The following is a 24,741-nucleotide window of genomic DNA, read 5'->3' on the forward strand; positions in this document are numbered from 1 at the left end:
TGGAAATCCAAGCGCGTTATGTCTAATCGCGCGGACATGGCCACAGACGACACACCTTATACCTATGCCCAGGCGGGCGTTTCGATCGCGGCGGGCAATGCGCTCGTCCGGGCGATCGGCCCCCTGGCGCGGTCCACGCGGCGGCCGGGGGCGAACGCGGAACTCGGCGGGTTCGGCGGGTTCTTCGACCTCAAGGCGGCGGGTTATGCCGATCCGCTGCTCGTCGCGGCGAACGACGGGGTCGGCACCAAGCTGAAGCTCGCGATCGAAAGCGGGCGGCACGAGACGGTCGGGATCGACCTGGTCGCGATGTGCGTCAACGATCTGATCGTACAGGGTGCGGAGCCGCTGTTCTTTCTCGACTATCTCGCGTGCAACAGCCTGGACGTGGGGCAGGCCGAGACCGTGGTGGCGGGAATCGCGGAGGGGTGCCGGATTGCGGGCTGCGCGCTCATCGGTGGCGAGACGGCGGAGATGCCGGGCATGTATGCGCCGGGCGACTATGATCTGGCCGGGTTCTGCGTTGGCGCGGTGGAGCGATCCGACGTGCTGGACGGCGATCGGGTTCGCGTCGGCGACGTCGTGTTGGGGCTCGCGTCGTCGGGCATCCACAGCAACGGCTATTCGCTCGTTCGGCGGCTGGCGGCGGACAAGGGGTGGAAGCTCGATCGCCCGGCGTTGTTCGACCAGGACGTGATGCTGATCGACGCGCTGATGGCGCCGACGCGGATCTATGTGAAATCGCTGCTGCCGGTCGTGCGGTCCGGGCGGGTCCATGCGCTGGCGCATATCACCGGCGGCGGGTTGCTCGAGAATATCCCGCGCGTTCTGCCCGACGGTCTGCACGCGACGATCGACGCCGACGCGTGGGTGCAGCCGCGGCTGATGGCGTATCTGCAGGCGCAGGGGAATATCGAGCCGGGCGAGATGGCGCGGACGTTCAACTGTGGCATCGGCATGGCGGTCGTGGTGGCGGCGGACGATGTCGACGCGGTGACTGCGGAGCTTGAAGCGGCGGCCGAGACGGTGTTCCGGATCGGCGCGATCGATGCGGGCGAGAAGGGCTGTACCGTACGCGGTTCGGCGGAAAGCTGGAGCGGGCGCGGCGACTGGTCGGCCACCTTCCATGGCTGATTTGCGCGTGCCGGTCGCGATCCTGATTTCGGGTCGTGGATCGAACATGGCGGCGCTGATCGCCGCGGCGGAGGCGGAGGACTGCCCCTACCGCGTCGTGTTGGTCGCGGCGAACGATCCGGCCGCGGGTGGGCTGGCGATCGCCGAGGCGGCGGGGATCGCGACGTTTGCGCTTAGCCATAAGGGCATGCCGCGCGCGGCGTTCGATGCGCTGCTCGATGCGGAGATCCGGCGTGCCGGGGCGGAGTGGATCGCGCTCGCCGGCTATATGCGCGTGCTGTCGGCGGAGTTCATTTCCGGCTGGGCTGGGCGGATCGTCAACATCCATCCCTCGCTGTTGCCGCTGTACAAGGGGCTCGACACGCATGCCCGCGCAATCGCGGCGGGCGATGCGGAGGGCGGTTGTTCGGTGCATATCGTGACGGCGGAGCTGGATGACGGACCCGTGGTGGCCCAGGCGCGCGTGCCGATCCTGCCCGGCGACGATGCCGATACGCTGGCGGCACGCGTGCTGCCGGAGGAGCACCGGCTCTATCCCGCAACTCTGGCCGAACTGGTACGCCGATGACCGATCGTCAGGACAAGGCCGAGGCTGCGCGGGTCCGCCGCCGTTGGGTGACCATGGGCGAGGTGCTGGCGGTGGCCGCGGTCGCGATCTCCGGGCTGACGTTGTGGAACAGCTATACCGAGCGGCAGGACGTCCGCGTGGAGAAGGCGGGGGAGGTCGCGAAGGCGAGCGTGGCGAACCGGACCCTGTTGCTAAAGGCGACCGCGGACCGGTCCGCGGCGACGCTCGACATGGCGCCGCTGAATGCGGAGCAGAGCATCCAGAGCCAGACGATCGCGTTTCCGTCCGCGCTGGGCGTGGCGGCGGTCGATACGACGGGGGATGCGCGGATCGAGGCCGGGTGGTTCGACGATGCGCTGGTCCGGGCACGCAAGTCCGCCGGATTGCAGGCCGAGACGCGCGGGGACGAGCGGCTGCCGGTGCTGTTGACGACGCGGTATCTGGCGGAGGGTGTCGCGATGACGGATCGGGCGATCTACGACATCGGCTATGCGACCGACACGGCGTTCCTGCAGGGCACGGATGTGCGGTTGCGGGGGTTGTCGCTGGTTGAGCGGGTGAAGGGTGACGATGGGGTGAAGCGGGTTGATGCGCTTTGGGCGCGGAAGGCGCGTTGAGGTTTTCGCGTTGTTGACCATCTGAGCGTTACTTCTCGGCTTGGTTAGCCCAAGCCACTCCCCCTCTCCCAACCCTCCCCCGTGGGGGAGAGGGCTTTAGAAGAGGCCATTCACGGGCACGACAGGCCCCCTCTCCCTTGCGGGGAGAGGGGTGGGGTGAGGGGCTTTGGCTGGACCGAAGCCCGCCTAAAGCCCCCTCACATCACCCGACGATTTCTTCCGGCTTGAAGAAATACGCGATTTCGATCGCGGCGTTCTCGGCGCTGTCCGAACCGTGGACGGTGTTGGCTTCGATCGATTCGGCGTGGACCTTGCGGATCGTGCCCTCGTCGGCGTTGGCGGGGTTGGTGGCGCCCATCACTTCGCGGTTGCGGGCGACGGCGTTCTCGCCTTCCAGAACCTGGATCACGACCGGGCCGGAGACCATGAAACCGACCAGGTCGGCGAAGAACGGGCGTTCGGCGTGGACGGCGTAGAAGCCCTCGGCCTGTTCGCGGGTCATCTGGATGCGGCGCGATGCGACGACGCGCAGGCCGGCTTCTTCCAGCATCGCGGTGACGGCACCGGTCAGGTTGCGACGCGTGGCGTCGGGCTTGATGATCGAAAAGGTACGCTCGGTCGCCATGGCCGGACGGGCTCCTGTATTAGCGATTGGGGATGGCGTCGCTCTAGTCGGGCGTTGCGTCCCCGGCAAGCGCGCTGACTTCAGGCGACGCGCGTCCAGCGACCGTCCTCGTCCTGCCGCCAGAAACGCCTTTCCAGCCCTTCGACGTCGTTCAGCGATCGCCACGCCGCGCGCGCCGCCTCGATCGAGTCGTCGTCGAAGAAGTGGAAGCTGCGGTCATAGTCGAGCGCCTCGGCCCGCCAGCGCCCGTCGACCAGTGCGACATTTCGCGCGGCGTTGAGCGGATCGAGCGTGGTGGAGAGCAGGACCGGCTGGTGCGCCTCGCCCCCCTGCCCCGCGCGGCCATGCGGTAGGAAGGCGTCGGCGGCATAGTCCCACAGCTCGCGGTCGAGCCGTTCGAGCATGGCTGGGTCGTCCGCTACCACCAGCAGGCGGGCGCCGGACCCGGTCACACGCTCCGCGATACGCGGCAAGACCGCGGCGATGGGGGCGTGCCCGAGATGGTAGAAGTCGACCTGCATGACGCGGCGTCTAACCCGTCCGGCAGGCCGTGATAAGAGGATCCGGGCGACGGCCGCGCCGCCCGGACCTGACGACGCGGATCAGACCTCGAAATTATCGCGGACGAACCGGTCGAGCAGGCGCACGCCGTAACCGGTCGCGCCCTTGTCGTGCAGCGTGCCGGGCTTGGCCGCCCAGACCATGCCGGCGATGTCGAGATGCGCCCAGCGGACATCCTTGTCGACGAACCGCCGGATGAACTGCGCCGCAGTGATCGAACCGCCCGGCCGCGGCCCGACATTCTTCATGTCGGCGATCGGGCTGTCGATCAGCTTGTCGTAGGCATCGCCCAGCGGGAAGCGCCAGAGCGGGTCACCCGACGCGGTGCCGGCGGCGAGCAGCTGCTCCGCCAGCGCATCGTCGTTGGCGAACAAGCCGCCATATTCATGGCCGAGCGCGACGATCATCGCGCCGGTCAGCGTGGCGAGATCGACGATCGTCTTGGGCGCGTAGTTCTGCTGCACCCAGGAGATCGCGTCGCACAAGACCATGCGGCCCTCCGCGTCGGTGTTGATGACCTCGATCGTCTGGCCGGACATCGACGTCACGACATCGCCCGGGCGCGTCGCGGTGCTGGACGGCATGTTCTCGACCAGTCCGCAGACACCGACGACGTTCACGCGCGCCTTGCGGCCGGCCAGCGTCGCCATCGCCCCGACGACCGCGCCGGCACCGCCCATGTCCCACTTCATGTCTTCCATGCCTGCGGCCGGCTTGATCGAGATGCCGCCGGTGTCGAACGTCACGCCCTTGCCGACCAGCGCCAGCGCGGGGTCGCCCGCATCGTCGGTACCGTTCCAGTGCAGGACGAGCAGCTGTGCCGCCCGCGCGCTACCCTGGCTGACGGCCAGAATCGCGCCCATGCCGGCGGCTTCCATCTCCGCTTCGCCCAGCACACTCACCTTGATGCCAAGATCGGCAAGCGAGCGGCAGCGTTCGACGAAGCTTTCCGGGTAGATGATGTTGGCCGGTTCGGTGACCAGTTCGCGGGTCAGCGACAGCCCTTCGGCAAGCGCGGCGAGCGGGGCGTACAGGTTCGCGGCATCGTCCCCGCCGCCAACGATCACAATCTCGGTCAGCGTCGGCTTCGACTTGTCGGCCAGCTTCGTGCGGTACTTGTCGTAGCGCCAACTGCGCATGAGCGCGCCGAATGCGATGTGCGCGGCCGCGGTCGCCGGGTCGCCGATGCTGCTGCCGGTCAGGTCGACGACGAGGCTGGTTTCGCCGGAGGTAAGCAGGCGGGCGGCGAGCGCGGAGCCGGCCTTTTCGAGATTGTCGGTCGTCGGTGCGGCCTTGCCGATCCCGGCGAACAGAACGCGCGACGCCGTTTCGCCGCCGGGTACGAACAGGTCGAGCAACGAGCCGGCGTCGCCGTCGAATCGCTGTGCGGCGGCAGATGCGGTGGCGAGGGCGGCAGCATCCGCATCGGTCTGCGGAAAGGCTGTGCCGGTGACGGGATAGGCGACGGTCCGGGTATCGACGGGACGGCTGGCTTCAAAACGGACCTGCATGTGCGTGTCATTCCTTGTTCTGGTTCGTCGCCGGGCGTCACCCGGCCGGCGTTGCCTGCCAGAAATGGGAAGTGTGCGAAGGGTTTGCCACCATTCTCCACGGTAAAGCGGTCCCAAGTGCCGTCGATACGGCCTGCCGCATCGACGATTGCAGCCGTCCGGAGTCGATGCGATAGGCGGAGATCGGCCATAGCGGCCGCAAAGGGTTGCTGGCTTGCAAGTGAAGACGACCGGCGGGGCAATGGTCTCGCTTGCGATCCTGTTATCGGGAACGGCCGCGGCGGCCCAGTCGGGGTCGGCGACGTCGCCTGTCGCGACCGGCCAGGCCACGGCGCCCGAATCGACCGCGACGCCCAGCCTGCTGCCGCCCATCGTGGCGCCGCCCGCTGATGTCGGCATCACGGCCCCACTGTCCGACGAGGAAGTGGGTTTCAGCTCCGACACGCTCGATTACGACAGCAATGGCGACATCGTGACCGCCTCCGGCGACGTGCGGATGGTGCGCGCCGGCAACCGGATGCGCGCGGACCGGATCGTCTGGAACCGCAAGACCGGCGCGGTCCGGGCGGAAGGCAATGTCGCGGTCGTCAATCCGGGCGGCGACACGGTCTACGGCGACAGCGTGGACCTGACCGATACGCTGAAGGACGGCGTGATCGAAAATCTGCTGCTCGTGCTGGAGGATGGCGGGCGGCTGGCGGCGGTACGCGGCACCCGCGTCAACGGCGTCAGCACGCTGGAACGCGCCGCGTACACGCCCTGCGCGGTGACCGATGCGGCGGGCTGCCCGCGCACGCCGGTGTGGACGATCAGCGCGGTCCGGGTGGTCCACGACCCCGTCAAGCACCGGATCAGCTACCGCGACGCGCGGTTCAAGCTGCTCGGCGTCACCGTGCTGTGGCTGCCCGGTTTTTCGCACCCAGATGGGCAGCAGGGGGGCGGGCCCGGGTTGCTCGTGCCCGATTTCCAGATCTCGCGCCTGAACGGCGTCCAGTTCTCGGTCCCTTATTACATCAAGATGGCGCCGGGCCGCGACCTGACCATCACGCCGCACGTTTATTCCAAGGTCCTGCCGGCGGTCGAAGGCCAGTACCGCGAACTGACGTCGAACGGCGCGTATCAGGTCGGCGGCATGCTGACCTACGGGTCGCGCTCGCCCGCTTTGCTGGTGCCGACCGATGTCGATACCGATCGCGGCGTGCGTGGCTACATCGATGCGAACGGCAAGTTCCAGCTCGATCCGAACTGGTCGGTGACAGGATCGCTGCGCTTGACCAGCGACCGGACGTTCCTGCGGCGGTACGACATCACCAACGACGATCGGCTGCGGTCGGTGCTGAACGTCGAGCGGATCGACCAGGACAGCTATCTGTCGATCGCGGGCTATGCCGTCCAGACGTTGCGCGCCGGCGCGATCCAGGGGCAGCAGCCGATCGCCATCCCGGCGATAGATTATCGCCGCCGCATCGACGATCCGCTGCTCGGCGGAAAGGTCGAGCTGCAGCTCAACAGCCTCTCGCTGATCCGTACCGCGGGGCAGGATACGCAGCGCGCCTTTGCCGGCGCGCGCTGGGACCTCCGCCGGCTGACGACGCTGGGACAGGAAGTGACGCTGACCGCCTATGCGCGCGGCGACGTTTATCACAGCGACGACGGCATCTCGACGCCGACGGTCAGCTATCGCGGTCAGGACGGCTGGCAGGGCCGCGGCATCGTGGCGGGCGCGGTCGACATGCGCTGGCCGTTCGCGGGGACGTTGTTTGGCGGCACGCAGACGATCACGCCGCGCGTCCAGATCGTGGCGACGCCGCCGCTTAGGAATTCGGACATTCCTAACGAGGACAGCCGCGCGATCGATCTGGAGACGCTCAACCTGTTCGCGATCAACCGGTTCAGCGGCTATGACCGGTTCGAGGACGGATCGCGCGCGGTCTACGGTGCGGAATGGGCGTTCGATCGGCCGCGGCTGTCGGTGCGGTCGGTCATCGGCCAAAGCTACCGCCTGACCAAGGAGCCGACGCTGTTTCCGCAGGGGACCGGCCTGACCGATCGGTTCTCCGACATAGTGGCGCAGACGACGATCCGCTACGGCCGGTTCGCAGCGCTGACGCAGCGCATCCGGCTGGACAAGGACAACCTCAATATCCGGCGTAACGAAGTCGACGCGACGCTGGGCGGTCGGCGCACCTATGCGACGGTCGGCTATTTCCGGCTCAACCGGAACGTCGATACCGCGATCGAGGATTTGCGCGATCGCGAGGAGATCCGGCTGGGGGGCCGCGTGCAGATCACCCGCACGGTGTCCGTGTTCGGGTCCACCGTGGTTGACCTGACCGGTCCGGGCGAGGACCCGGCTGTGATCTCCGACGGCTATCAGCCGGTGCGGCAGCGGATCGGCATCCTGTACGCGGATGAATGCCTGGAGGTCGGCGCGACCTATCGCCGCGACTACGACATCATCGGATCGACCCGTCGCGGCAGCACGGTCGCCGTCAGGCTGGCGCTCAAGAACCTCGGGCGCTAAGCTAAGGTTCAGGCGGGGGCCGGTAGGGAACCTTTTCCCTGTTGCGGCGTGGGACTTTGTGAATTGGAGCATATCTTGGGTGCATTACGAAGGCATCGGGTCGGGCGTGCCGCGCTGTTGGCGGCGGGTCTCGGCTTCGGCGCGGTAGCACTGGCGCAAACGGTGGACGACAGCGTCGGTCCTGCAGTGCAGTCGATGAACCTGCCCAACGACCTGACCGTGTTCGGCAAGGTCGACCCGAACGTCCGCAAGGCGACCGCGATCGTCAACGGGACGATCATCACGCAGACCGACATCGAACAACGCCTAGCGCTGGTGCTGGCGGCGAACGGCGGCAAGGTGGAAGGCGAGGAGCGCGAGCGGCTGAAGCTGCAGGTGCTGCGCAACCTGATCGACGAGACGTTGCAGATCCAGGAAGCCAAGGCGCGCGACATCGTCATCACCCCGCCCGAGATTCAGCAGACCTACACGCGCGTTGCCGGCAATTTCAAACGGACGCCCGCGACGTTCGGCACGTTCCTGCGCGAACAGGGGTCGTCGGAAGCATCGATCAAGCGGCAAATCGAGGGCGAGTTGGCCTGGCGCCGGTTGCTCAGCCGACGGATCGAGCCGTTCGTCAATGTCGGCGACGAAGAGGTTGCCGCCGTGATGGCGCGAATCAGCGCCAACAAGGGCGCGGAGGAGTTTCGGATCGGCGAGATATTCCTGTCCTCCACCCCCGAAACGGCAGCAGCGACGCTCACCAATGCGAACCGCATCGTCGAACAGGTGCGCAAGGGCGGATCGTTCCTCGCTTATGCCCGCCAGTTCTCGGAAGCCTCGACGGCAGCGGTCGGGGGCGATCTCGGCTGGGTTCGCGCCGAACAGCTGCCGCCCGAGCTGGCGACGGTGGCGCAGACGATGCAACCGGGTTCGGTCAGCGTGCCGATCGCGGTGCCCGGTGGGTATTCGATCATCGCGGTGGTCGATCGTCGCACCGGTGGCGGCGTCGATGCGCGCGACGCGGTGCTCGCGCTGAAGCAGGTCAGCATCAAGTTCCCGGCCGGCGTGACGCGCGAACAGGTGGCGCCCGACGTCGCCAAGTTCGGTGCGGCGATGAAGACGGTGCGCGGTTGCGGTTCGGTCGAGGCGATCGCCAAGACGCTGGGGGCCGAGGTGGTCGACAACGACCAGATCCCGGTCCGCGGACTGCCCGCCGCACTCCAGCAGATGATGCTCGACCTCCAGATCGGCCAGGCGAGCCCGCCCTTCGGGTCGGTCGAGGACGGCGTCCGTTCGCTGGTGCTGTGCGGCCGTGACGAAGCCAAGGCGGCGGCCGGCCCGGACGCCGCGACGATCCAGTCCCAGTTGGAAGAGGAACGCGTCAACCGCAGCGCGCGGCGTTATCTGCGCGATCTGCGACGCGACGCGGTGGTCGACTATCGCTGACGATCCCGCCACGCCGCTCGCCGTCGCGCTGGGCGATCCCGCCGGGATCGGTCCCGAGATCGTGGCGAAAGCCTGGGCGCTGCGACAGGTCCACCGCCTGCCGCCGTTCTTCGCGGTGGGCGATTGCCGTGCGATCCGTGCGGTCTGGGACGGCCCCGTCGTGCGCATCGCCGATCCGTCCGAGGCCGCCGAGCGGTTCCACGATGCGTTGCCGGTCGTGCAGGTGGAGGACGCGGCCGACATCGTGCCGGGCAAGCCCAACATGGCGGGCGCGCGCTGCTCGCTCGATGCGCTGGAGCTCGCCGCCGGGCTGACCCGGTCTGGGGTCGCCTCCGGCCTCGTCACCGCGCCGGTGTCGAAGGCGCAGCTCTACGCGATCGGGTTCGTCCATCCCGGGCAGACCGAATTTATCGCCGAACGGTGCGGCGTGGCGGCGGACAATGTCGTCATGCTGCTCGCCGGACCGACGTTGCGCACGGTGCCGATCACGACCCACCTGGCGATCCGTGACGTGCCGGATGCGCTCTCGATCGAGCTGATCGTCGCGAAGGCGCGGGTCGCGGAACGCGGACTGGTACGAAATTTCGGCATCCTGCACCCGCGGCTCGCGATCGCCGGGCTCAACCCGCATGCGGGCGAGGAAGGTGCGCTGGGGCGTGAGGAGATCGACCTGATCGCCCCCGCGGTCGAAATCCTGCGCGAAGAAGGGATCGACATCGTCGGGCCGCTGGCCGCGGACACCATGTTCCACGAACGCGCGCGCGCGCAGTATGACGTGGCGCTCTGCCTCTATCACGATCAGGCCCTGATCCCGATCAAGACGCTGCATTTCGACGAGGGCGTCAACATGACGCTCGGCCTGCCGATCGTGCGGACCGCGCCGGATCACGGCACCGCGTTCGGTATTGCGGGTCTTAACCAGGCGCATCCCGGTGCAATGATCGCGGCGATCGCGCTGGCCGGCAAGGCGGTGCGGTACCGGGCGACGTCGGCATGACGACCCCGCCGGCGGCGGTCGTCCTGCCGCCGCTGCGTGAGGTGATCGCCCGCCACGGGTTGGCGGCATCGAAGGCGCTCGGGCAGAATTTCCTGCTCGACGGGCAGCTGCTCGATCGGATCGCGCGCGTGCCGGGCTTGCTCGATGGGCAGCGCGTGTATGAGGTCGGGCCCGGCCCGGGTGGCCTGACGCGCGCGCTGTTGAAGGCTGGGGCGACCGTCACCGCGGTGGAGCGCGACCGCCGTTGCCTGCCCGCGCTGGCCGAACTGGGCGATGCCTATCCCGGACGGCTGACCGTCATCGACGACGACGCGCTGGCGATCGACGAGGCGGCGCTGATGGGGTCCGGCGCGCATATCGCGTCGAACCTGCCGTACAATGTCGGCACGGCGCTGCTCGTTCGCTGGCTGACGATCGAGCCGTGGCCGCCCTTCTGGGCGTCGCTGACCTTGATGTTCCAGAAGGAAGTGGCCGAGCGGATCGTCGCCGCACCGGACACATCGGCTTATGGCCGGTTGTCGGTGCTGGCACAGTTCCGCTCGACTGCAACGCTGGCGTTTGCCGTGCATCGCTCGGCGTTCGTGCCACCGCCAAAGGTCACCTCGGCGATCGTGCATCTGGTGCCAGCCGCGCAACCCGCGGGGGTTTCGATGCGGACGGTGGAACGGTTGACCGCGGCGGCGTTCGGGCAGCGTCGCAAGATGCTGCGGCAGTCGCTGAAGTCGGTGTCGGGCGCGGTCGAGGCGCTGGTCGGTCTAGGGATCGATCCTACGCGGCGAGCGGAGACGCTGCCGGTCGCGGACTTCGTGGCACTGGCGCGGGTACTGGACGCCGCCTCGGCGTAAGCTTCTAAGTTTAGGGCCTACCCCAACCCGTTTGGTTCGAGCCTGTCGAGAACTCGGCGCTGAGTTCTCGACAGGCTCGAACCAAACGGGTCAGGGTACTGGCAAACCGTCAAATCAGGGTTTGACGGTCGCCGCTTCCTTGCCCTTCGGCGGGACGACGGTGGTCGCCTGCGCCGTCACGACGGCGGGCGGCGGACCCTTGGTGATCGCTGCAGCCAGCGCGGTGGCCGGCGCGCAGGGAGTGGCCTTGCAGATCGTCTTGATCTTCGCGAGGTTGAGCTTGGCGCGTTCGACGGCACCCTTCTGGACCATTGCCTCGCCCTGCCCGCCGAGCGCGGTGACGTCGTTCGGTTCGAGGACGAGCGCTTCGCGGTACAGGCGGATCGCCTTGCCGGGGAGCGACTGGGCCTGCGCGACACGGGCAAGCGCCACATAGGCGCCGCGGTTGCGCGGATCGACGGCGAGTGCGGTTTCGATCAGGTCGCTCGCGCCGGTCAGGTTGCCCGCGCGACGGGCCGCTTCGCCAGCTTGCATCAATGCGACCGAACGCGGGTTGATCTGGTCGTCGGGCTTCTGGCCGGATCCCATGCTGGACACCAGGCCGAGGACGACCGCCAGGGCAATGGCAGGGCCGGAGAAACGCATGAGGGTATCCTTAAAACTGGCGCGCGGTAACGCTAGCACGGCGCCCGGGCTCTCGCGACGAAAAATCCGTCGGTGCCGTCATGCAGCGGCGTCAGGCGTCGGCCCTTCCCGTGTGGGACACCCGCGGGGATCGTGACCTGGTCGACCGCCCACTTCGGGTGGCGGGTCAGGAACGCGTCGAAGCCCCCCGCCCCCTCGTCGTCGATCAGCGAGCAGACCGCATAGACCAGCGCGCCACCCGGCTTGACCATCGATGCCGCGATGTCGAGGACATGCTGTTGAAGCGTGACGAGCTTTTCGACCCGCGCCCGCGTCAGCCGCCAGCGCGCCTCCGGATTGCGCCGCCACGTGCCGGTGCCGGAACAAGGGGCGTCGACCAGCACGATGTCCGCTTGTTTGACGAAGTCGGCCAATGCCTCCCGCTCACGATCCGGGTCGAGCAGCTTGGGTTCGACGATCGTCACCCCGGCCCGCGTCGCGCGGGGCGCGAGATTGCCCAGGCGGCGGCGATCGGTGTCGCAGGCGATCAGCCGCCCGTCATTCTGCATCGCGGCGGCCAGTGCGAGCGTCTTGCCGCCCGCGCCCGCACACAGGTCGATCACCATCATGCCGGCGCGCGCCTCGCAGGCAAGCGCGAGCAGCTGGCTGCCCTCGTCCTGAACCTCGATCCGACCTTCGCCATAGGCCGTAAGTGTCTCGAGTTGGGTTCCTTCCGGCATGCGCAGACCATCCGGCGCATGCGGCGTGGGCTCTGCGCCGGGCAGTTCGGCGAGCATCGTCGCGCGGTCGGTCTTGAGCCGGTTCACGCGCAGGTCGAGCGGTGCGCGACCGAGCAGCGCCTGCTGTTCCGCGCTGTCGAGCGTATCGAGCTTGGCGACGAGCCAGGCTGGCGCAACACCAGCGCGCGCGACGAGTTCACCGGGATCGATCGTGGCCGGAGCGTGATCGCTGCCGTCGAACAGATCGCGGATCTCGGGTTGGTCGACCGCGAGACCCAGCATCGCGGCGCGGCCCGACACCGGACGCTCGCCCGCACGGCGGATCGCGGCGTAGACGAGGTCGCGGACCGCACGACGATCCTTTGACCCGGCGTAGCGCCGCGTCTTGAAGTAGCGCGCGATCAGCGTGTCGGCGGCGGCGCCCCCCGCCCCGGCTGCCGCGATGGTCTCGTCCAGCAGGTCGATCGCGGCCTGGACGCGCGCGGCGGGGGTCACCGATCAACCCCGGGTCGGATAGTTGGGTGCCTCACGCGTGATCGCGACGTCGTGGACATGGCTTTCGCGCAGCCCGGCGTTGCTGATCCGCACGAACTTCGCCTTCTTCAGGTCCGCCAGTGTCTGCGACCCGGTATAGCCCATCGCCGCCTTCACGCCGCCGACCAACTGGTGGATCACGTCGCGTGCGGGGCCCTTGAACGGCACCTGCCCTTCGATTCCTTCGGGAACAAGCTTGAGCGAGTCCTTGATTTCCTGCTGGAAATAACGATCCGCGGAGCCGCGTGCCATGGCGCCGACCGACCCCATGCCGCGGTACGACTTATAAGCCCGCCCCTGGAACAGGAAGGTTTCGCCCGGCGCTTCCTCCGTCCCGGCCAGCAGCGATCCGATCATGACGCAGCTTGCCCCGGCGGCGAGCGCCTTGGCGACGTCGCCCGAGGTGCGCAGCCCACCGTCGGCGATCACCGGTACGTCGGACTTGGCGGCTTCCTCCGCCGCCTCCTTGATGGCGGTCAGCTGGGGCACGCCCACGCCGGCGACGATCCGCGTGGTGCAGATCGATCCGGGGCCGATCCCGACCTTTACCGCATCCGCCCCGGCGCCAATCAGCGCACGGGTCGCCTCCGCCGTCGCGACGTTGCCCGCGACGATCTGGACGTTGTTCGAGATCGCCCGCACCCGTTCGACCGCCCGGCTGACCTCGCGGTTATGGCCGTGCGCGGTGTCGATGACGATCAGGTCGCAACCCGCGTCGATCAGCGCCTGCGTGCGTTCCCAGCCGAGGTCGCCGACCGTGGTCGCGGCCGCAACGCGCAGGCGGCCAGCTTCGTCCTTCGTCGCGGTGGGATAGGTGACGGCCTTCTCGATATCCTTGACGGTGATCAGGCCGATGCAGCGATATTCCTCGTCCACCACGAGCAGCTTCTCGATCCGGCGCTGGTGCAGCAGGCGGCGGGCGCCTTCCTGATCAACGTCGGCGGGGACGACGGCGAGGTTATCGTGCGTCATCAGCTCGGACACGGGCTGGTTCGGGTTCTCAGCGAACCGCACGTCGCGATTGGTCAGGATTCCGACCAGGCGGCCGGACGCCTCGACGACCGGAATGCCGGAGATGCGGTGCCGCGCCATCAGCGCCTGCGCATCAGCCAACGTCGCGTCGGGCGCGATGGTGATCGGGTTGACGACCATGCCGCTTTCGAAGCGCTTGACCTGCCGCACGGCCGCCGCCTGTTCCGCGACGGTCAGGTTGCGGTGGAGTACGCCCAGGCCGCCGAGCTGCGCCATGACGATCGCCATGTCGGCTTCGGTCACGGTATCCATCGCGGCGGACATCATCGGGATGTTGAGCGCGATCGACCGCGTCACCCGCGTGCTGGTGTCGGCCTGCCCCGGCATCACGTCCGACGCGGCCGGGCGGAGCAGAACATCGTCGAAGGTAAGGCCGAGCGGGATATCCATCATGATCCTGGAGCAAGGGGAGTCGGGTGCGACCCTATAGGGCGAATGGCGGGGCGAGACCAGTGCGCGGGCACGGTGCCGTAGCGACACGCGGCAGGATGGGCATCGTCAGCGTGCCGGATAGGCGGCCGGATCGACGAGCGTGCGCGCCACCGCGACCGTCAGATCGGCATCCTCCGCCGCCCCGCCGAGCACCACGGACTTGCCCGGTGCATCCGCCGGCCCGTGATAGACGCTGCCAAGGAAAGCCTCCAACCGCTTCAGATCGCTGAACGATCCGCCAATCATGACGGCCGGAACGCCGCGCCGGACCAGTACCGCGCCGTCCTGCCGATCGATGAAGGCGTTCGCCTCCAGATCGGTGTCGACCTTCCGCCCCAGCCGGCGGGCGGCGCGATCGACGACGGGGTCGAGCCGGGTCAGGCCGCGCCCGACGATCGCCACGGGAAGGCCGCGCGGGGCGATTGCGACGGTGTCGACGTTGATCGCCGCGACCACATCGGTCAGCGGAACCGTCGGTGCATCCGCCCATGCCTCCATGCCCAACAAGCCCAGTTCCTCGGCCGTGGTGGCGATGAAGACCTCGTCCCGCACCGGTTTGGCACCGGTGCCGAGTTCGCGCGCGGTTTCAATCATGCTGGCGATGCCGCTGGCGTTGTCGACCGCGCCGTTGCAGATCCGGTCCGTCGCGCCTTCCGGGCGGCAGATGCCGAGATGGTCCCAGTGGCCGGTGAACAGGACCGCCTGCCCCATCGCCGCGGTGCCGGCGCGGCGGCCGATGACGTTCCACGAGGTGAACGGACGGATCGTCGTTTCGACCGTGAGGCTCATCCGTCCCGGCAACGGGACCGCCTGGAAACCGGCAGTGTCGGTGGCGGCGAGCAGCGCGTCGGCGTTCGGGGCTAGTCGCCGAAACGCGGCCTGGCTGATCGTGCCCTGCACAGACGGGCGGCGCACGGTCGCCAAGGTCGTGGCCGGGCGGGTCCGCTGTGCGGTCTGATCGGCCCATGGTGTGGTTGCGGACGTCACGGTCAGGACGGCGGCCGCACCGCGCGCCTGCAACGTGGCGATGCGCTCCGCCGTGCGCGGGGCCTGGGCCATGCCGGCGGGCGTCCCGCTGCGGATCACGACCACCGCCCCGGTCAGGGCGACGCCGGCCAGGTCGTCGCGACCCTGTCCGACGATGCCGTAGCCCGCGAAGACGATCGGGGCGTTCGCGATCCGGACCTGCGGATCGAGTCCGGTCGCGGTCACCTCTGCTTCGTGCCGCGTCCCGACGCGCGTGTCCGTCGTGACGGGCGTCCGTTCGGTGAAGCCGATGGCCTGGTACCAGCCGCCGTCCGCGGCGCCCGGGGTCAGGCCGGCATCGCGGAATGCGGCGGCGATGTAGGTGACGGCCTTGATCGCACCGGGCGTTCCGGGCTTCCGCCCCTCATAGGCGTCGCTCGCCAGCACATCGATATGGCGGGCCAGCGACGCCTCGCGGATCGGCGCGGTGATCGACGGCGTCGAGGCGGCAAGCAGCGGGAGCAGGAGAGCGGTGCGGAGATGATTCATACAGCCCGATATCAAGCGATCGACCGGCTGCAAAGCGGGCGCCGCTTTTCATTTGTCGCCGACCACCGGGAGGTCCAGACTAAGACGCTAACGGGGATGGGGTTGGATATGGCGGCGATTGTTTTCGGGGTGTTCGCGTTACTGGTCGTCGTCTTCATCGGCGCGGGTGTCACGGTGGTGCGGCAAGGCTACCAATATACGATCGAGCGGTTCGGCCGCTTCACGGCTGTCGCCCGGCCCGGCTTCACCTTCATCGTCCCGTTCGTCGACAGGATCGGTCGCAAGGTCAACATGATGGAGCAGGTTCTGGATATTCCGGGGCAGGAGATCATCACGCGCGACAATGCGATGGTCTCGGTCGACGGCGTTGTGTTCTTCCAGGTGCTGGACGCGGCGAAGGCGGCGTATGAGGTGAGCGAACTCTATGTCGCGATCATGCAGCTGACGACCACCAACCTGCGGACCGTGATGGGATCGATGGACCTCGACGAGACACTGTCGAAGCGCGACGAGATCAATGCGCGGCTGCTGTCGGTCGTCGATCACGCGACCAATGCGTGGGGGATCAAGATCACGCGGGTCGAGGTGAAGGACATCCGCCCGCCCGCCGATATCGTGAACGCCATGGGGCGGCAGATGAAGGCGGAACGCGAGAAGCGCGCCCAGATCCTGGAAGCGGAGGGCAGCCGCGCGTCGGAGATTCTGCGTGCCGAGGGGCAGAAGCAGTCGCAGATCCTGGAGGCCGAGGGCCGCCGCGAGGCCGCGTTCCGCGACGCCGAGGGCCGCGAGCGCGAGGCGGAGGCGGAAGCGCGCGCCACCGAGACGGTGTCGACCGCGATCGGCACAGGCGGAACACAGGCGATCAACTATTTCGTCGCGCAGAAATATGTCGAGGCGATAGGCAAGTTCGCGACCAGCCCGAACGCGAAGACGATCCTGTTTCCGGTAGAAGCGACGCAGTTGATGGGCACCCTTGGCGGCATCGGCGAACTGACCCGCGAGATCATGGGCGACCGCGATCGTCCGCGGCAGGAAGCACCGCTGAAACCGCGGGCGTCGGAGAATGCCGCGCCGTCGGTGCCGCGCGTCACCGGGCCGGAGAGCTGAGGCATGCCGACGATCGATCCGGCGATGCTGTGGATCGTGCTGGGACTGTTGCTCGCGATCGCGGAGATTGCGCTGCCCGGCATATTTCTGATCTGGCTGGGGTTTGCGGCGCTGCTGACCGGGTTGGCGACTTTGGTGACCGGCATGGCGCTGGCCGCACAACTGGGCACATTCGCGGTCGCGGCGCTGGCAACGGTTCAGGCCGGGCGCAGCGTGATCAAACGGCATCCGTCGCAGAGCGCCGATCCGTTACTGAACGACCGGCTGGCGCGGCTGGTGGGCGAACAGGTGGTCGTCGTCGAGGCGATCGAGGACGGTGTCGGGCGTGTCCGGGTCGGCGACGGGGTGTGGGCAGCGTGCGGGCCGGACACGCCAGCCGGCACGCGCATGCATGTGATCGGGCATGACCAGGGACGACTGGTGGTGGCGCGGTCTGGGTGAGGCCGGGCAAGCTTTCGTTCGCGGGTCTAGCCGTGGGCGATGGTGCGTCCCGACCAACTGGAGTTTGGCGGCCTGAGCATGTTGCCGAGCGCTCCGGGTAGAGTATCCCCAACGCACGACCACCTGAAAAACTCGCTGTTTGAGAATGGCTGATCTCGTCAGCAGCGTGCCGGGACAACGGCGACGGCCCTGCTGTGACAACGGCGGAACAGCCGGCTTGGACATTTGCAGGACATATCATCCCGCCAAAGCTCGATCTCGATGATGACGGGAGTGGCAACCAATGACCGTCCGCTGCTGCGCGGGGCGCGTCGTGCGGACATGCGGCACCGCATGTTCGGCCATCGACGGGCGTGGCCGCATGGGCGGCGAACGGTCGGTTGGGCAACTCTCCTGCACATGAGCCTAGCTCGTCCCGGCTGGGGGATCGGCTTGCTTCTTGTGTACCCGGCGATAGCGCAGGCGCGCCATGGCGGCAATATCACCGACAGCGTTGACAGGACTGGCCGTGCGTCCGCGTTGCCCTTATCCGGCCTATCCGCTAACCGGTGGCCTTGCCGGATGTGGAGGAAAGGCCCGGAATGTCCGCTTCCATCGCGCTCGTCGACGACGATCGCAACATACTGGCGTCCGTATCGATCGCGCTGCAATCCGAAGGGTTCGCGGTGCGCGTCTATTCGGACGGCGACACGGCGTTGAAGGCGCTGATCGACTCGCCGCCCGACCTGGCCGTGCTCGACATCAAGATGCCGCGGATGGACGGGATGGAGCTGCTTCGTCGGCTGCGCGAGAAGAGCGCGGTGCCGGTCATCTTCCTGACATCGAAGGACGACGAGCTGGACGAGGCGCTCGGCCTCGCAATGGGTGCCGACGACTACATCACCAAGCCGTTTTCGCAGCGGCTGCTGATCGCCCGGATCCGCGCCATCCTGCGCCGGTCGGAGGCACGCGCCGTGCCCGATGCGGAGGGTGAGCCCGCCCCGGCCGCCGAGCGCATCGTGCGCGGACGGCTGACGATGGATCCCGCGCGGCACCGCGTTCAATGGGCGGGCGCGGAGGTCGTGCTGACCGTGACCGAGTTCCTGATCCTCGAGGCGCTGGCGCAGCGCCCCGGGTTCGTGAAGTCGCGCGACGCGCTGATGGACACGGCGTATCAGGACGACGTCTATGTCGACGATCGCACGATCGACAGCCACATCAAGCGCCTGCGCCGCAAGTTCCGGCAGGTAGACGGCGAGTTCAAGGCGATCGAGACGCTGTACGGCGTCGGCTATCGTTTTTCCGAGGAATAGGATGTCGACATTCCGGCCCCGCGGCAAAAGCACGGGCAATCACGAACTGGACCGCGACCTGGCGCTTGCCTGGTCCGGGCGATGGACGCTGGTCACGCGCATCCTGGCGGTCAACATCTTCGCGCTGGCGCTGCTGGCGGGCGGCTTCTTCTATCTCGACAGCTACCGGTCGCGGCTGATCGATCAGCGGATCGACCAGTCGACGGTGCAGGCCACGCTGATCGGTGAGGCGATCGACGCCGCGCGGCCTTCCGATCGCTCCGCCCTGATCGCCCGGCTGGGGCAGTCGACGAAGCTGCGGTTGCGGTTGTACGGCCCGGACGGGCGGTTGATGGACGACAGCTGGCGGCACGAGGCGCCGACCTACGAACTGCGCGATCCGGCGACCGAGGGCTGGCGACGGCAGGTGGCACGCGCGCTGGATCGCGGCGTCGACATGGTCGTGGGCGCGGACGTGCCGGAGATGTTCGTGGAGCCCGATTTCGACCGCGCCGCCGCCTGGCCCGAAGTCCGCGCCGTGCTGGCCGGCGACCCGGTGGAGGCGCATGTGCGGCGCGCGCCGGACCGGACGCTGGTCGTATCGGTGGCGAGCCCGCTGCCGATGCGGGGCCGCGGCGTGCTGTTCATCACCGGCAATGCGCGCGACATCACGCGGATCGTGCGGGAGGAACGGTTGCGGCTGGGCATCGTCCTGCTGGTCGTCATCCTGACGTCGGTCATGTTGTCGCTGTTTTTGGCGCGGACGATTGCGCGGCCGCTGCGTCATCTCGCCATTGCGGCGCAGCGCGTGCGCCTCGGCCGATCGCGCGAGGTGCAGGTGCCCCGCCTGCCCAGCCGGCGCGACGAGATCGGCATGCTGGCGCGGGCGCTCTCCGACATGACGCAGGCGCTGCGCCAGCGGATCGACGCGACGGAAGCGTTCGCCGCGGATGTGACGCACGAGCTGAAGAACCCGCTCGCCTCGCTCCGGTCGGCGATCGATAGCCTGGATGTTGTGACCGACGCGGAGTTGCGCGCCCGGCTGATCGCGATCGTGCATGACGATGTCCGGCGGCTGGATCGGCTGATCACCGATATTTCGGAGGCATCGCGCGTCGACTCCGAACTGGCGCGCGCGAAGTTCGAGTTCGTCGATCTGGGCACCATGATCGAAGGGCTGACCCGATCGCGCGAAGATCGCGGGATCGACGGTGGCGTGCGGATCGCCTTTGCCCGCCCACACCGCGGCAGCGCCGTCGTGCTGGGCGACGGATCGCGGTTGACGCGCGTGGTCGAGAATCTGATCGACAATGCGGTGTCGTTCTCGCCCGAGAACGGCCTGGTGCAGATCGGTGCGACGCGGATCGGCGACCGGGTGACGGTGTGGGTGGAGGACGAGGGCCCGGGCGTTCCGGCGGCATCGCGCGAGGATATCTTCCGACGCTTCCATTCGGTGCGGCCGGAGGGCGAGACGTTCGGGCGGCATAGCGGCCTCGGCCTCGCGATCGCCAAGGCGACGGTCGAGGGGCATCAGGGTTGGATCACGGTGCGCGACCGCGACAGCGGGGCGAGCGGTGCGCGTTTCGTCATCGACCTGCCGGCCGCGGAGTTGTGAACGAGGCGGGCAGCGAGACTGTTCACGCAACCGCGGTGGCGCGGGATGGCCGCGCGGTGCTGCTGTTCGGGCAGTCGGGTGCTGGTAAATCGGACCTGGCGTTGCGGCTGATCGATCGCGGATGGGTGCTGGTCAGCGACGACTACACGGTGGTGCGGCGCACGGGCGCGGTCGCCATCGCCACGCCCCCTGCCACGATCGCGGGGCGGATGGAGGTGCGCGGGATCGGGATCGTCGCGATGCCGCATGTCGCGTCTGTCCCAGTTGCGCTGCTCTGTGATCTGGGCGAGGCCGTCGTGCGGATGCCGGACGCGGCGGAACGGTCGATTGCTGGTGTTATGTTGCCCTGCATCGCGCTCGCCGCGTTCGAAGCGTCCGCGCCGATCAAGCTCGAACTCGCGCTCGCAAGGATAGCGTCATGACCGAACCGAGCCGCATCATCCTGGTCACCGGCATGTCGGGGGCAGGCAAGACGACTGCGCTCAAGACGTTCGAGGACATGGGCTGGGAAACGGTCGACAATTTTCCGCTGGCGCTGCTCGACCGGCTGCTCGGCGCGCCCAGCGCGCCGGGGGCGGAGGATCAGGACCGGCCGCTGGCGATCGGCATCGACATGCGGACGCGCGGGTTCGACGCGGAACAGATCGTCGCCCGCATTGCCCGGTTGCGGGTGGAGCGCGGCGGGACGGCGGAAATCCTGTTCCTCGATTGCGGCGGACCGGAACTGGTCCGGCGCTTTTCGGAGACGCGGCGGCGGCATCCGCTGGCGCTCGACCGGCCGGCGGCGGACGGCATCCTGCGTGAACGCGACCTGATCGCCGCGGTCCGGCGCGGGGCGGATCACCTGATCGACACGACGGAGCTATCGACCAACGCGTTGCAGGCCGAGGTGCGGGGGCGGTTCGGCGCGACGGACGAGACGCCGACGCTGACCGTCATGTCGTTCGGTTTCTCGCGCGGAGTGCCGCGCAACGCCGATCTGCTGTTCGACATGCGGTTCCTGCGCAACCCGCACTGGGACCGCGCGCTGCGGCCGATGACCGGGCAGGACCAGCCGGTGATCGATCATATCGCCGGCGATCCGGCCTATGCCGACGTGGTCGGGCGGATCGAGGATCTGCTGCTGACGCTGTTGCCGCGATACCATGCCGAGGGAAAATCCTACGTCACGGTCGCGTTCGGATGCACCGGGGGGCGTCACCGCTCGGTTCACGTGGCCGAACGCGTCGGCCAGCGGTTGCGCGATGCGGGCTTTTCGCCCACGGTTCTGCATCGGGACCTGGGCGATGCCGCCCGTGAGTCCGCTGGCGACGGGGCTGCGAAGAAGGCATGATGCGACAATGATCGGACTGGTTCTGGTGACGCATGGCCGGCTGGCCGCGGAGTTCGTGACGGCGATGGAGCATGTCGTCGGACCGCAGGAAGCGATCGTGCCGATCTGCATCGGGCCGGACGACGACATGGAGGCCCGCCGCGCGGACATCGCGCGCGCGGTGGCCGAGGTCGACCGCGGCAAGGGCGTCATCCTGCTGACCGACCTGTTCGGGGGCACGCCGTCCAACCTGGCGATTTCGCTGATGGAGCCGGGCCGGGTCGAGGTGATCGCCGGCGTCAACCTGCCGATGCTGATCCGGCTGGAGGGCGCGCGCAAGACGTTGAAGGTCCAGCCCGCCGTCGCCGCCGCGCGCGATGCGGGCCGCAAATATATCTCCGTCGCGTCCGAGGTCCTGGGAGTCGCGGCGGCATGAGCGACTGTACGCGCACCGTCCAGGTCACCAACCGCCGCGGCCTGCACGCGCGGGCCAGTGCGAAGTTCGTGACGCTCGCGGCGCAACAGGAAGCGGCGATCAAGGTCGAGAAAGACGGGTCGAGCGTGACCGGCACGTCGATCATGGGGCTGATGATGCTGGGCGCCGCGATGGGCGACAGCGTGAAGATATCCGCCGAGGGACCGGGTGCGGAACGCTCGCTGGATCTGCTGGTAGCGCTGGTCGAGAACAAGTTCGGCGAGGATTGAGGCTGAAGTTCGCGTGCTCCCGTTTCCCATCACGGCGGCACCCGCCGCCATACGACAAACGGTTTGATCCACTCCCCGCCCCGTTTGGTTCGAGCCTGTCGAGAACTCGGTGCCGGGTTCTCGACAGGCTCGAACCAAACGGATTTGTGGGCGGTTTGATCGACGATTATCCAACCGAGTATGCTTGGCACGGCTAGACCGAGCCGCCGCTGTCCTACCGGCGGATGAGCGAACACCGCCAGCGAGCCCCACCGAAAGCTTCGATCATGCCCCGCACCATCACCGCCTTCTCCAACCCGCTCATCAAGCGCGTGCGATCGTTGCGCGAGAAGAAGGGCCGGCGGCTGGAGCGGTTGTTTCTGGCGGAGGGACTGCGCATCCTGACCGAGGCGCGCGAGATGGGGCGCGTGCCGAACTGGGTGTTCTACGCGCCCGAGGGGGCGGCGCATCCGCTGGTCGATGCGCTGATCGCCGCGGTCGAGGGTGCGGGCGGCGAGGCGATCCAGACCGACCGCGACATCCTGTCGAAGCTGAGCGGCAAGGACAATCCGCAGGCCGTGCTTGGCGTGTTCGACGAGCCGGCGACCGACCTCGACCTGATCGACCGCGGGTCGGCGGACCTGTGGATCGTGGCGCAGGCGCTGCGCGATCCGGGCAATATCGGCACGATCTTGCGGACCGGCGACGCGGTGGGAGCCGGCGGCCTGATCCTGATCGACGATTGCGCGGACCCGTTCTCGGTCGAGGCGGTGCGCGCGTCGATGGGCGCGATCTTCACGCAGAAGCTGGCGACCGCGCGCTGGCCGGACTTTCTGACCTGGCTCCGCGCCGGCCCCGGTCAGCTTGTCGCGACCGCGCTGGACGGTGCGGTGGATTACCAGTCGCCGACTTATCAGACCCCCAGCTTTCTGATGGTCGGCAACGAATCGCAGGGCCTGCCCGCCGACTATGCCGCCGCCGCCGACCTCCGCGTGAAGATCCCGATGCTGGGCAAGGCGGACAGCCTGAACGCCGCCGTCGCGACTGCGGTGGCGGCGTACGAGATCCGCAACCAGTGGCGGCGCGGCTAGCCCCCTACTCCGCCGCCTCGCTGTAACGCGGGAGCGCTTCGACCGGGACCGAATCCTCGATCGCCTTCGATCCGGTCTCGATGTTCAGATCGCGGAACTTGCGGCCGGTGACGAGCACGCGGCCTTCGAACGAACTGACGAACTTGTTGTAGTTGTTGACCGCCGTCGACAGCCCGCCGCCGACCGTCTTGAGGTGCCCGGCGGCCACCGCGAGCCGGTCGTACATCTCCTTGCCCAGCTCGCCGATCTGCTGCGCCTCGGCGGCCAGCTTCTCCTGCCGCCAGACCGCTGACACGGTGCGGGCGATCGCGATCAGGTTGGTCGGTGTGGCGAGCAGCACGCGCTTGTCGAACGCAAAGTCCCAGAGCGTCGGATCGTGCTCCAACGCGGCGGTCAGGAAATGCTCGCCCGGCACGAACATGATGACATAGTCGGGTGCGTCGCTGAACTGCGACCAATAGGCCTTGTTGCCCAGCCCGTTGACGTGCGCGCGCATCGATGCGGCGTGCGCGGCGAGCCCCAGCGTGCGTTCGCGGTCGTCCACCGCGCCGAACGCGTCCTGATAGGCGTTCAGCGACACCTTGGCATCGATCACCAGCGCCCGCCCGCCCGGCACGCGGACGATCGCGTCGGGGCGCATCCGACCGCCCTCCCCTTCGCCGTCGGCGATGCTGACCTCCATCTGAAAGTCGGTGTGTTCGGCGAGGCCGCAGCTTTCGAGCACGTTGCGGAGCTGCTGTTCGCCCCAGCGGCCGCGCGCCTTGGGGGCGGAACGGAGCGAGTTGACGAGCTTGGCCGCCTCGCTGCGCACCGCGTCCTGCCCGTCGCGCATCGAGGCGATCAGGCCGGTCAGCGTCCCATATTCCTGTCGCCGATCCTGCTCGACCTTGGTGACGGTCTCCTCATAGCGTTGCAGCCGTTCACGGACGGGCTGCAGCAGCGCCTTCAGCTCAACGCCGCTCTTCTCCTCCGACTGGCGGAAGCGCGCATCGGCGCGTTCCAGGAACACCTTCTGCGCATCGCCCAGTGCCTTGCCCGCCAGTTCGCTGAAGCGGGCATCGAGCCGCGCCTCGAGTTCGCCCAGCCGGGCGGTCTGCTCTTCATAGGCCCGCGCCCGCTCCGCCTCGCCGCGGACGAAGGCGGCGCGTTCACCGGCCAGCGTCTCGACGCGCTGCACCGCCTCGGCGAGCCGCGCTTCCAGCGTTGGGACGCGCGCGGCGGTCGCGTCGGCGGTCGCCAGTGCCTGACGTGCGTCGTCGCGTTCGCGCGTGACCTCGGTCAGCATCTGCCGGACCAGCCCCGCGTCGCGCGCGCGCTCCTCAGCGACCGCCAAGCCCTGTTCGGCGACCCGGCCACGTTCCACCGCCGCGTCGCGCTCCGTCCGCAGCGTCGCGGTCGCGCGTCCGAACAGCAGCCAGCCCAGCATCACGCCGACGGCCAGCGCCACCAGCAGCAGGAGTATCAGTTGACCGTCCATCGAAGCACCTTGGGCAAGAACATTATGGCAACAATGCCGTGTTCCGACCCGAATGG

At 68.2% G+C, this 24,741-nt stretch carries 23 protein-coding genes and 1 pseudogene; 16 read left to right on the forward strand and 8 right to left on the reverse strand.

The window, feature by feature from the left end; all coding sequences use genetic code 11:
* Positions 1-36: 36 nt before the first annotated feature.
* The 3 genes and pseudogenes from purM (at position 37) to ACFSGX_RS07335 (ending at position 2,319) form a co-directional block, all read left to right on the forward strand.
* Entirely contained in the window at positions 37-1,134 is a 1,098-nt protein-coding gene (purM, locus tag ACFSGX_RS07325; RefSeq protein ID WP_380928729.1) for a phosphoribosylformylglycinamidine cyclo-ligase, read from the forward strand.
* A pseudogene (purN, locus tag ACFSGX_RS07330) lies at positions 1,127-1,699 on the forward strand (phosphoribosylglycinamide formyltransferase); the annotation flags it as partial. The gene purM and the pseudogene purN, both read left to right, overlap by 8 nt.
* Entirely contained in the window at positions 1,699-2,319 is a 621-nt protein-coding gene (locus ACFSGX_RS07335; protein ID WP_380928731.1) for a hypothetical protein, read from the forward strand. The pseudogene purN and the gene ACFSGX_RS07335, both read left to right, overlap by 1 nt.
* Before the next feature lie 202 nt (positions 2,320-2,521).
* Here the strand turns inward: ACFSGX_RS07335 and ndk are convergent, their stop codons facing one another.
* From ndk to ACFSGX_RS07350, 3 genes are all read right to left on the reverse strand, one after another.
* Positions 2,522-2,944, reverse strand: a complete 423-nt coding sequence (gene ndk / locus ACFSGX_RS07340) for a nucleoside-diphosphate kinase (RefSeq protein ID WP_157177564.1) — start codon at positions 2,942-2,944, stop codon at positions 2,522-2,524.
* A gap of 80 nt (positions 2,945-3,024) precedes the next feature.
* A complete protein-coding gene (locus ACFSGX_RS07345; protein ID WP_380928733.1) occupies positions 3,025-3,465 on the reverse strand; it encodes a DNA polymerase III subunit chi in 441 nt (146 codons plus the stop codon).
* A gap of 81 nt (positions 3,466-3,546) precedes the next feature.
* Complete coding sequence (locus ACFSGX_RS07350; RefSeq protein ID WP_380928735.1) at positions 3,547-5,016, reverse strand: leucyl aminopeptidase; 1,470 nt, start codon at positions 5,014-5,016, stop codon at positions 3,547-3,549.
* 241 nt (positions 5,017-5,257) lie between these two features.
* Here ACFSGX_RS07350 and ACFSGX_RS07355 point away from each other — a divergent pair, with 241 nt between their 5' ends.
* From ACFSGX_RS07355 to rsmA, 4 genes are all read left to right on the forward strand, one after another.
* Positions 5,258-7,540 (forward strand): LPS-assembly protein LptD, encoded by a 2,283-nt coding sequence (locus ACFSGX_RS07355; protein WP_380930004.1) that lies wholly within the window; start codon positions 5,258-5,260, stop codon positions 7,538-7,540.
* Between the two features lie 75 nt (positions 7,541-7,615).
* Positions 7,616-8,968 carry a peptidylprolyl isomerase gene (locus ACFSGX_RS07360; RefSeq protein WP_380928737.1) on the forward strand — a complete coding sequence of 451 codons (1,353 nt, stop codon included), beginning with the start codon at positions 7,616-7,618 and terminating at the stop codon, positions 8,966-8,968.
* Positions 8,961-9,965, forward strand: a complete 1,005-nt coding sequence (gene pdxA / locus ACFSGX_RS07365; protein ID WP_380930006.1) for a 4-hydroxythreonine-4-phosphate dehydrogenase PdxA — start codon at positions 8,961-8,963, stop codon at positions 9,963-9,965. Before ACFSGX_RS07360 ends, pdxA begins: the two co-directional genes overlap by 8 nt.
* Positions 9,962-10,810 (forward strand): 16S rRNA (adenine(1518)-N(6)/adenine(1519)-N(6))-dimethyltransferase RsmA, encoded by an 849-nt coding sequence (gene rsmA / locus ACFSGX_RS07370; RefSeq protein ID WP_380928739.1) that lies wholly within the window; start codon positions 9,962-9,964, stop codon positions 10,808-10,810. Before pdxA ends, rsmA begins: the two co-directional genes overlap by 4 nt.
* Before the next feature lie 114 nt (positions 10,811-10,924).
* On the opposite strand, the gene ACFSGX_RS07375 is transcribed toward rsmA, so the two are convergent.
* The 4 genes from ACFSGX_RS07375 to ACFSGX_RS07390 form a co-directional block, all read right to left on the reverse strand.
* The gene (locus tag ACFSGX_RS07375) at positions 10,925-11,455 is read right to left on the reverse strand and encodes a tetratricopeptide repeat protein (protein WP_380928740.1); all 531 of its coding nucleotides are present in this window, start codon (positions 11,453-11,455) and stop codon (positions 10,925-10,927) included.
* A 32-nt stretch (positions 11,456-11,487) separates the two neighbouring features.
* Positions 11,488-12,669 (reverse strand): RsmB/NOP family class I SAM-dependent RNA methyltransferase, encoded by a 1,182-nt coding sequence (locus tag ACFSGX_RS07380; protein WP_380928741.1) that lies wholly within the window; start codon positions 12,667-12,669, stop codon positions 11,488-11,490.
* A 3-nt stretch (positions 12,670-12,672) separates the two neighbouring features.
* A complete protein-coding gene (gene guaB, locus ACFSGX_RS07385; protein WP_380930008.1) occupies positions 12,673-14,130 on the reverse strand; it encodes an IMP dehydrogenase in 1,458 nt (485 codons plus the stop codon).
* A gap of 108 nt (positions 14,131-14,238) precedes the next feature.
* Positions 14,239-15,687, reverse strand: coding sequence for a M28 family peptidase (locus ACFSGX_RS07390; protein ID WP_380928743.1), 1,449 nt, complete (start codon positions 15,685-15,687; stop codon positions 14,239-14,241).
* Positions 15,688-15,795: 108 nt separating this feature from the next.
* Between ACFSGX_RS07390 and ACFSGX_RS07395 the strand changes: the two genes are divergently transcribed.
* From ACFSGX_RS07395 to ACFSGX_RS07435, 9 genes are all read left to right on the forward strand, one after another.
* Positions 15,796-16,794, forward strand: a complete 999-nt coding sequence (locus tag ACFSGX_RS07395) for an SPFH domain-containing protein (RefSeq protein WP_380928744.1) — start codon at positions 15,796-15,798, stop codon at positions 16,792-16,794.
* 3 nt (positions 16,795-16,797) lie between these two features.
* Entirely contained in the window at positions 16,798-17,235 is a 438-nt protein-coding gene (locus ACFSGX_RS07400) for an NfeD family protein (RefSeq protein WP_380928746.1), read from the forward strand.
* Positions 17,236-17,816: 581 nt separating this feature from the next.
* Positions 17,817-18,527, forward strand: a complete 711-nt coding sequence (locus ACFSGX_RS07405; protein ID WP_157177554.1) for a response regulator transcription factor — start codon at positions 17,817-17,819, stop codon at positions 18,525-18,527.
* Between the two features lies 1 nt (position 18,528).
* Complete coding sequence (locus ACFSGX_RS07410; protein ID WP_380928748.1) at positions 18,529-20,121, forward strand: sensor histidine kinase; 1,593 nt, start codon at positions 18,529-18,531, stop codon at positions 20,119-20,121.
* The gene (locus ACFSGX_RS07415; protein WP_380928750.1) at positions 20,118-20,543 is read left to right on the forward strand and encodes an HPr kinase/phosphorylase; all 426 of its coding nucleotides are present in this window, start codon (positions 20,118-20,120) and stop codon (positions 20,541-20,543) included. Before ACFSGX_RS07410 ends, ACFSGX_RS07415 begins: the two co-directional genes overlap by 4 nt.
* A complete protein-coding gene (rapZ, locus tag ACFSGX_RS07420; RefSeq protein ID WP_380928751.1) occupies positions 20,540-21,454 on the forward strand; it encodes an RNase adapter RapZ in 915 nt (304 codons plus the stop codon). Before ACFSGX_RS07415 ends, rapZ begins: the two co-directional genes overlap by 4 nt.
* A 7-nt stretch (positions 21,455-21,461) precedes the next feature.
* Positions 21,462-21,869 (forward strand): PTS sugar transporter subunit IIA, encoded by a 408-nt coding sequence (locus ACFSGX_RS07425; protein ID WP_380928753.1) that lies wholly within the window; start codon positions 21,462-21,464, stop codon positions 21,867-21,869.
* Positions 21,866-22,138 carry an HPr family phosphocarrier protein gene (locus tag ACFSGX_RS07430; RefSeq protein WP_380928755.1) on the forward strand — a complete coding sequence of 91 codons (273 nt, stop codon included), beginning with the start codon at positions 21,866-21,868 and terminating at the stop codon, positions 22,136-22,138. The genes ACFSGX_RS07425 and ACFSGX_RS07430 overlap by 4 nt, the downstream gene beginning before the upstream one ends.
* A gap of 266 nt (positions 22,139-22,404) precedes the next feature.
* Positions 22,405-23,208 carry a TrmH family RNA methyltransferase gene (locus ACFSGX_RS07435; protein ID WP_380928756.1) on the forward strand — a complete coding sequence of 268 codons (804 nt, stop codon included), beginning with the start codon at positions 22,405-22,407 and terminating at the stop codon, positions 23,206-23,208.
* Between the two features lie 4 nt (positions 23,209-23,212).
* Here ACFSGX_RS07435 and ACFSGX_RS07440 read toward each other — a convergent pair whose 3' ends face one another.
* Complete coding sequence (locus ACFSGX_RS07440; protein WP_380928758.1) at positions 23,213-24,685, reverse strand: DNA recombination protein RmuC; 1,473 nt, start codon at positions 24,683-24,685, stop codon at positions 23,213-23,215.
* Between the last annotated feature and the right edge of the window lie 56 nt (positions 24,686-24,741).

Source organism: Sphingomonas arantia, assembly GCF_042682045.1.
GTDB classification, from domain to species: domain Bacteria; phylum Pseudomonadota; class Alphaproteobacteria; order Sphingomonadales; family Sphingomonadaceae; genus Sphingomonas_R; species Sphingomonas_R arantia.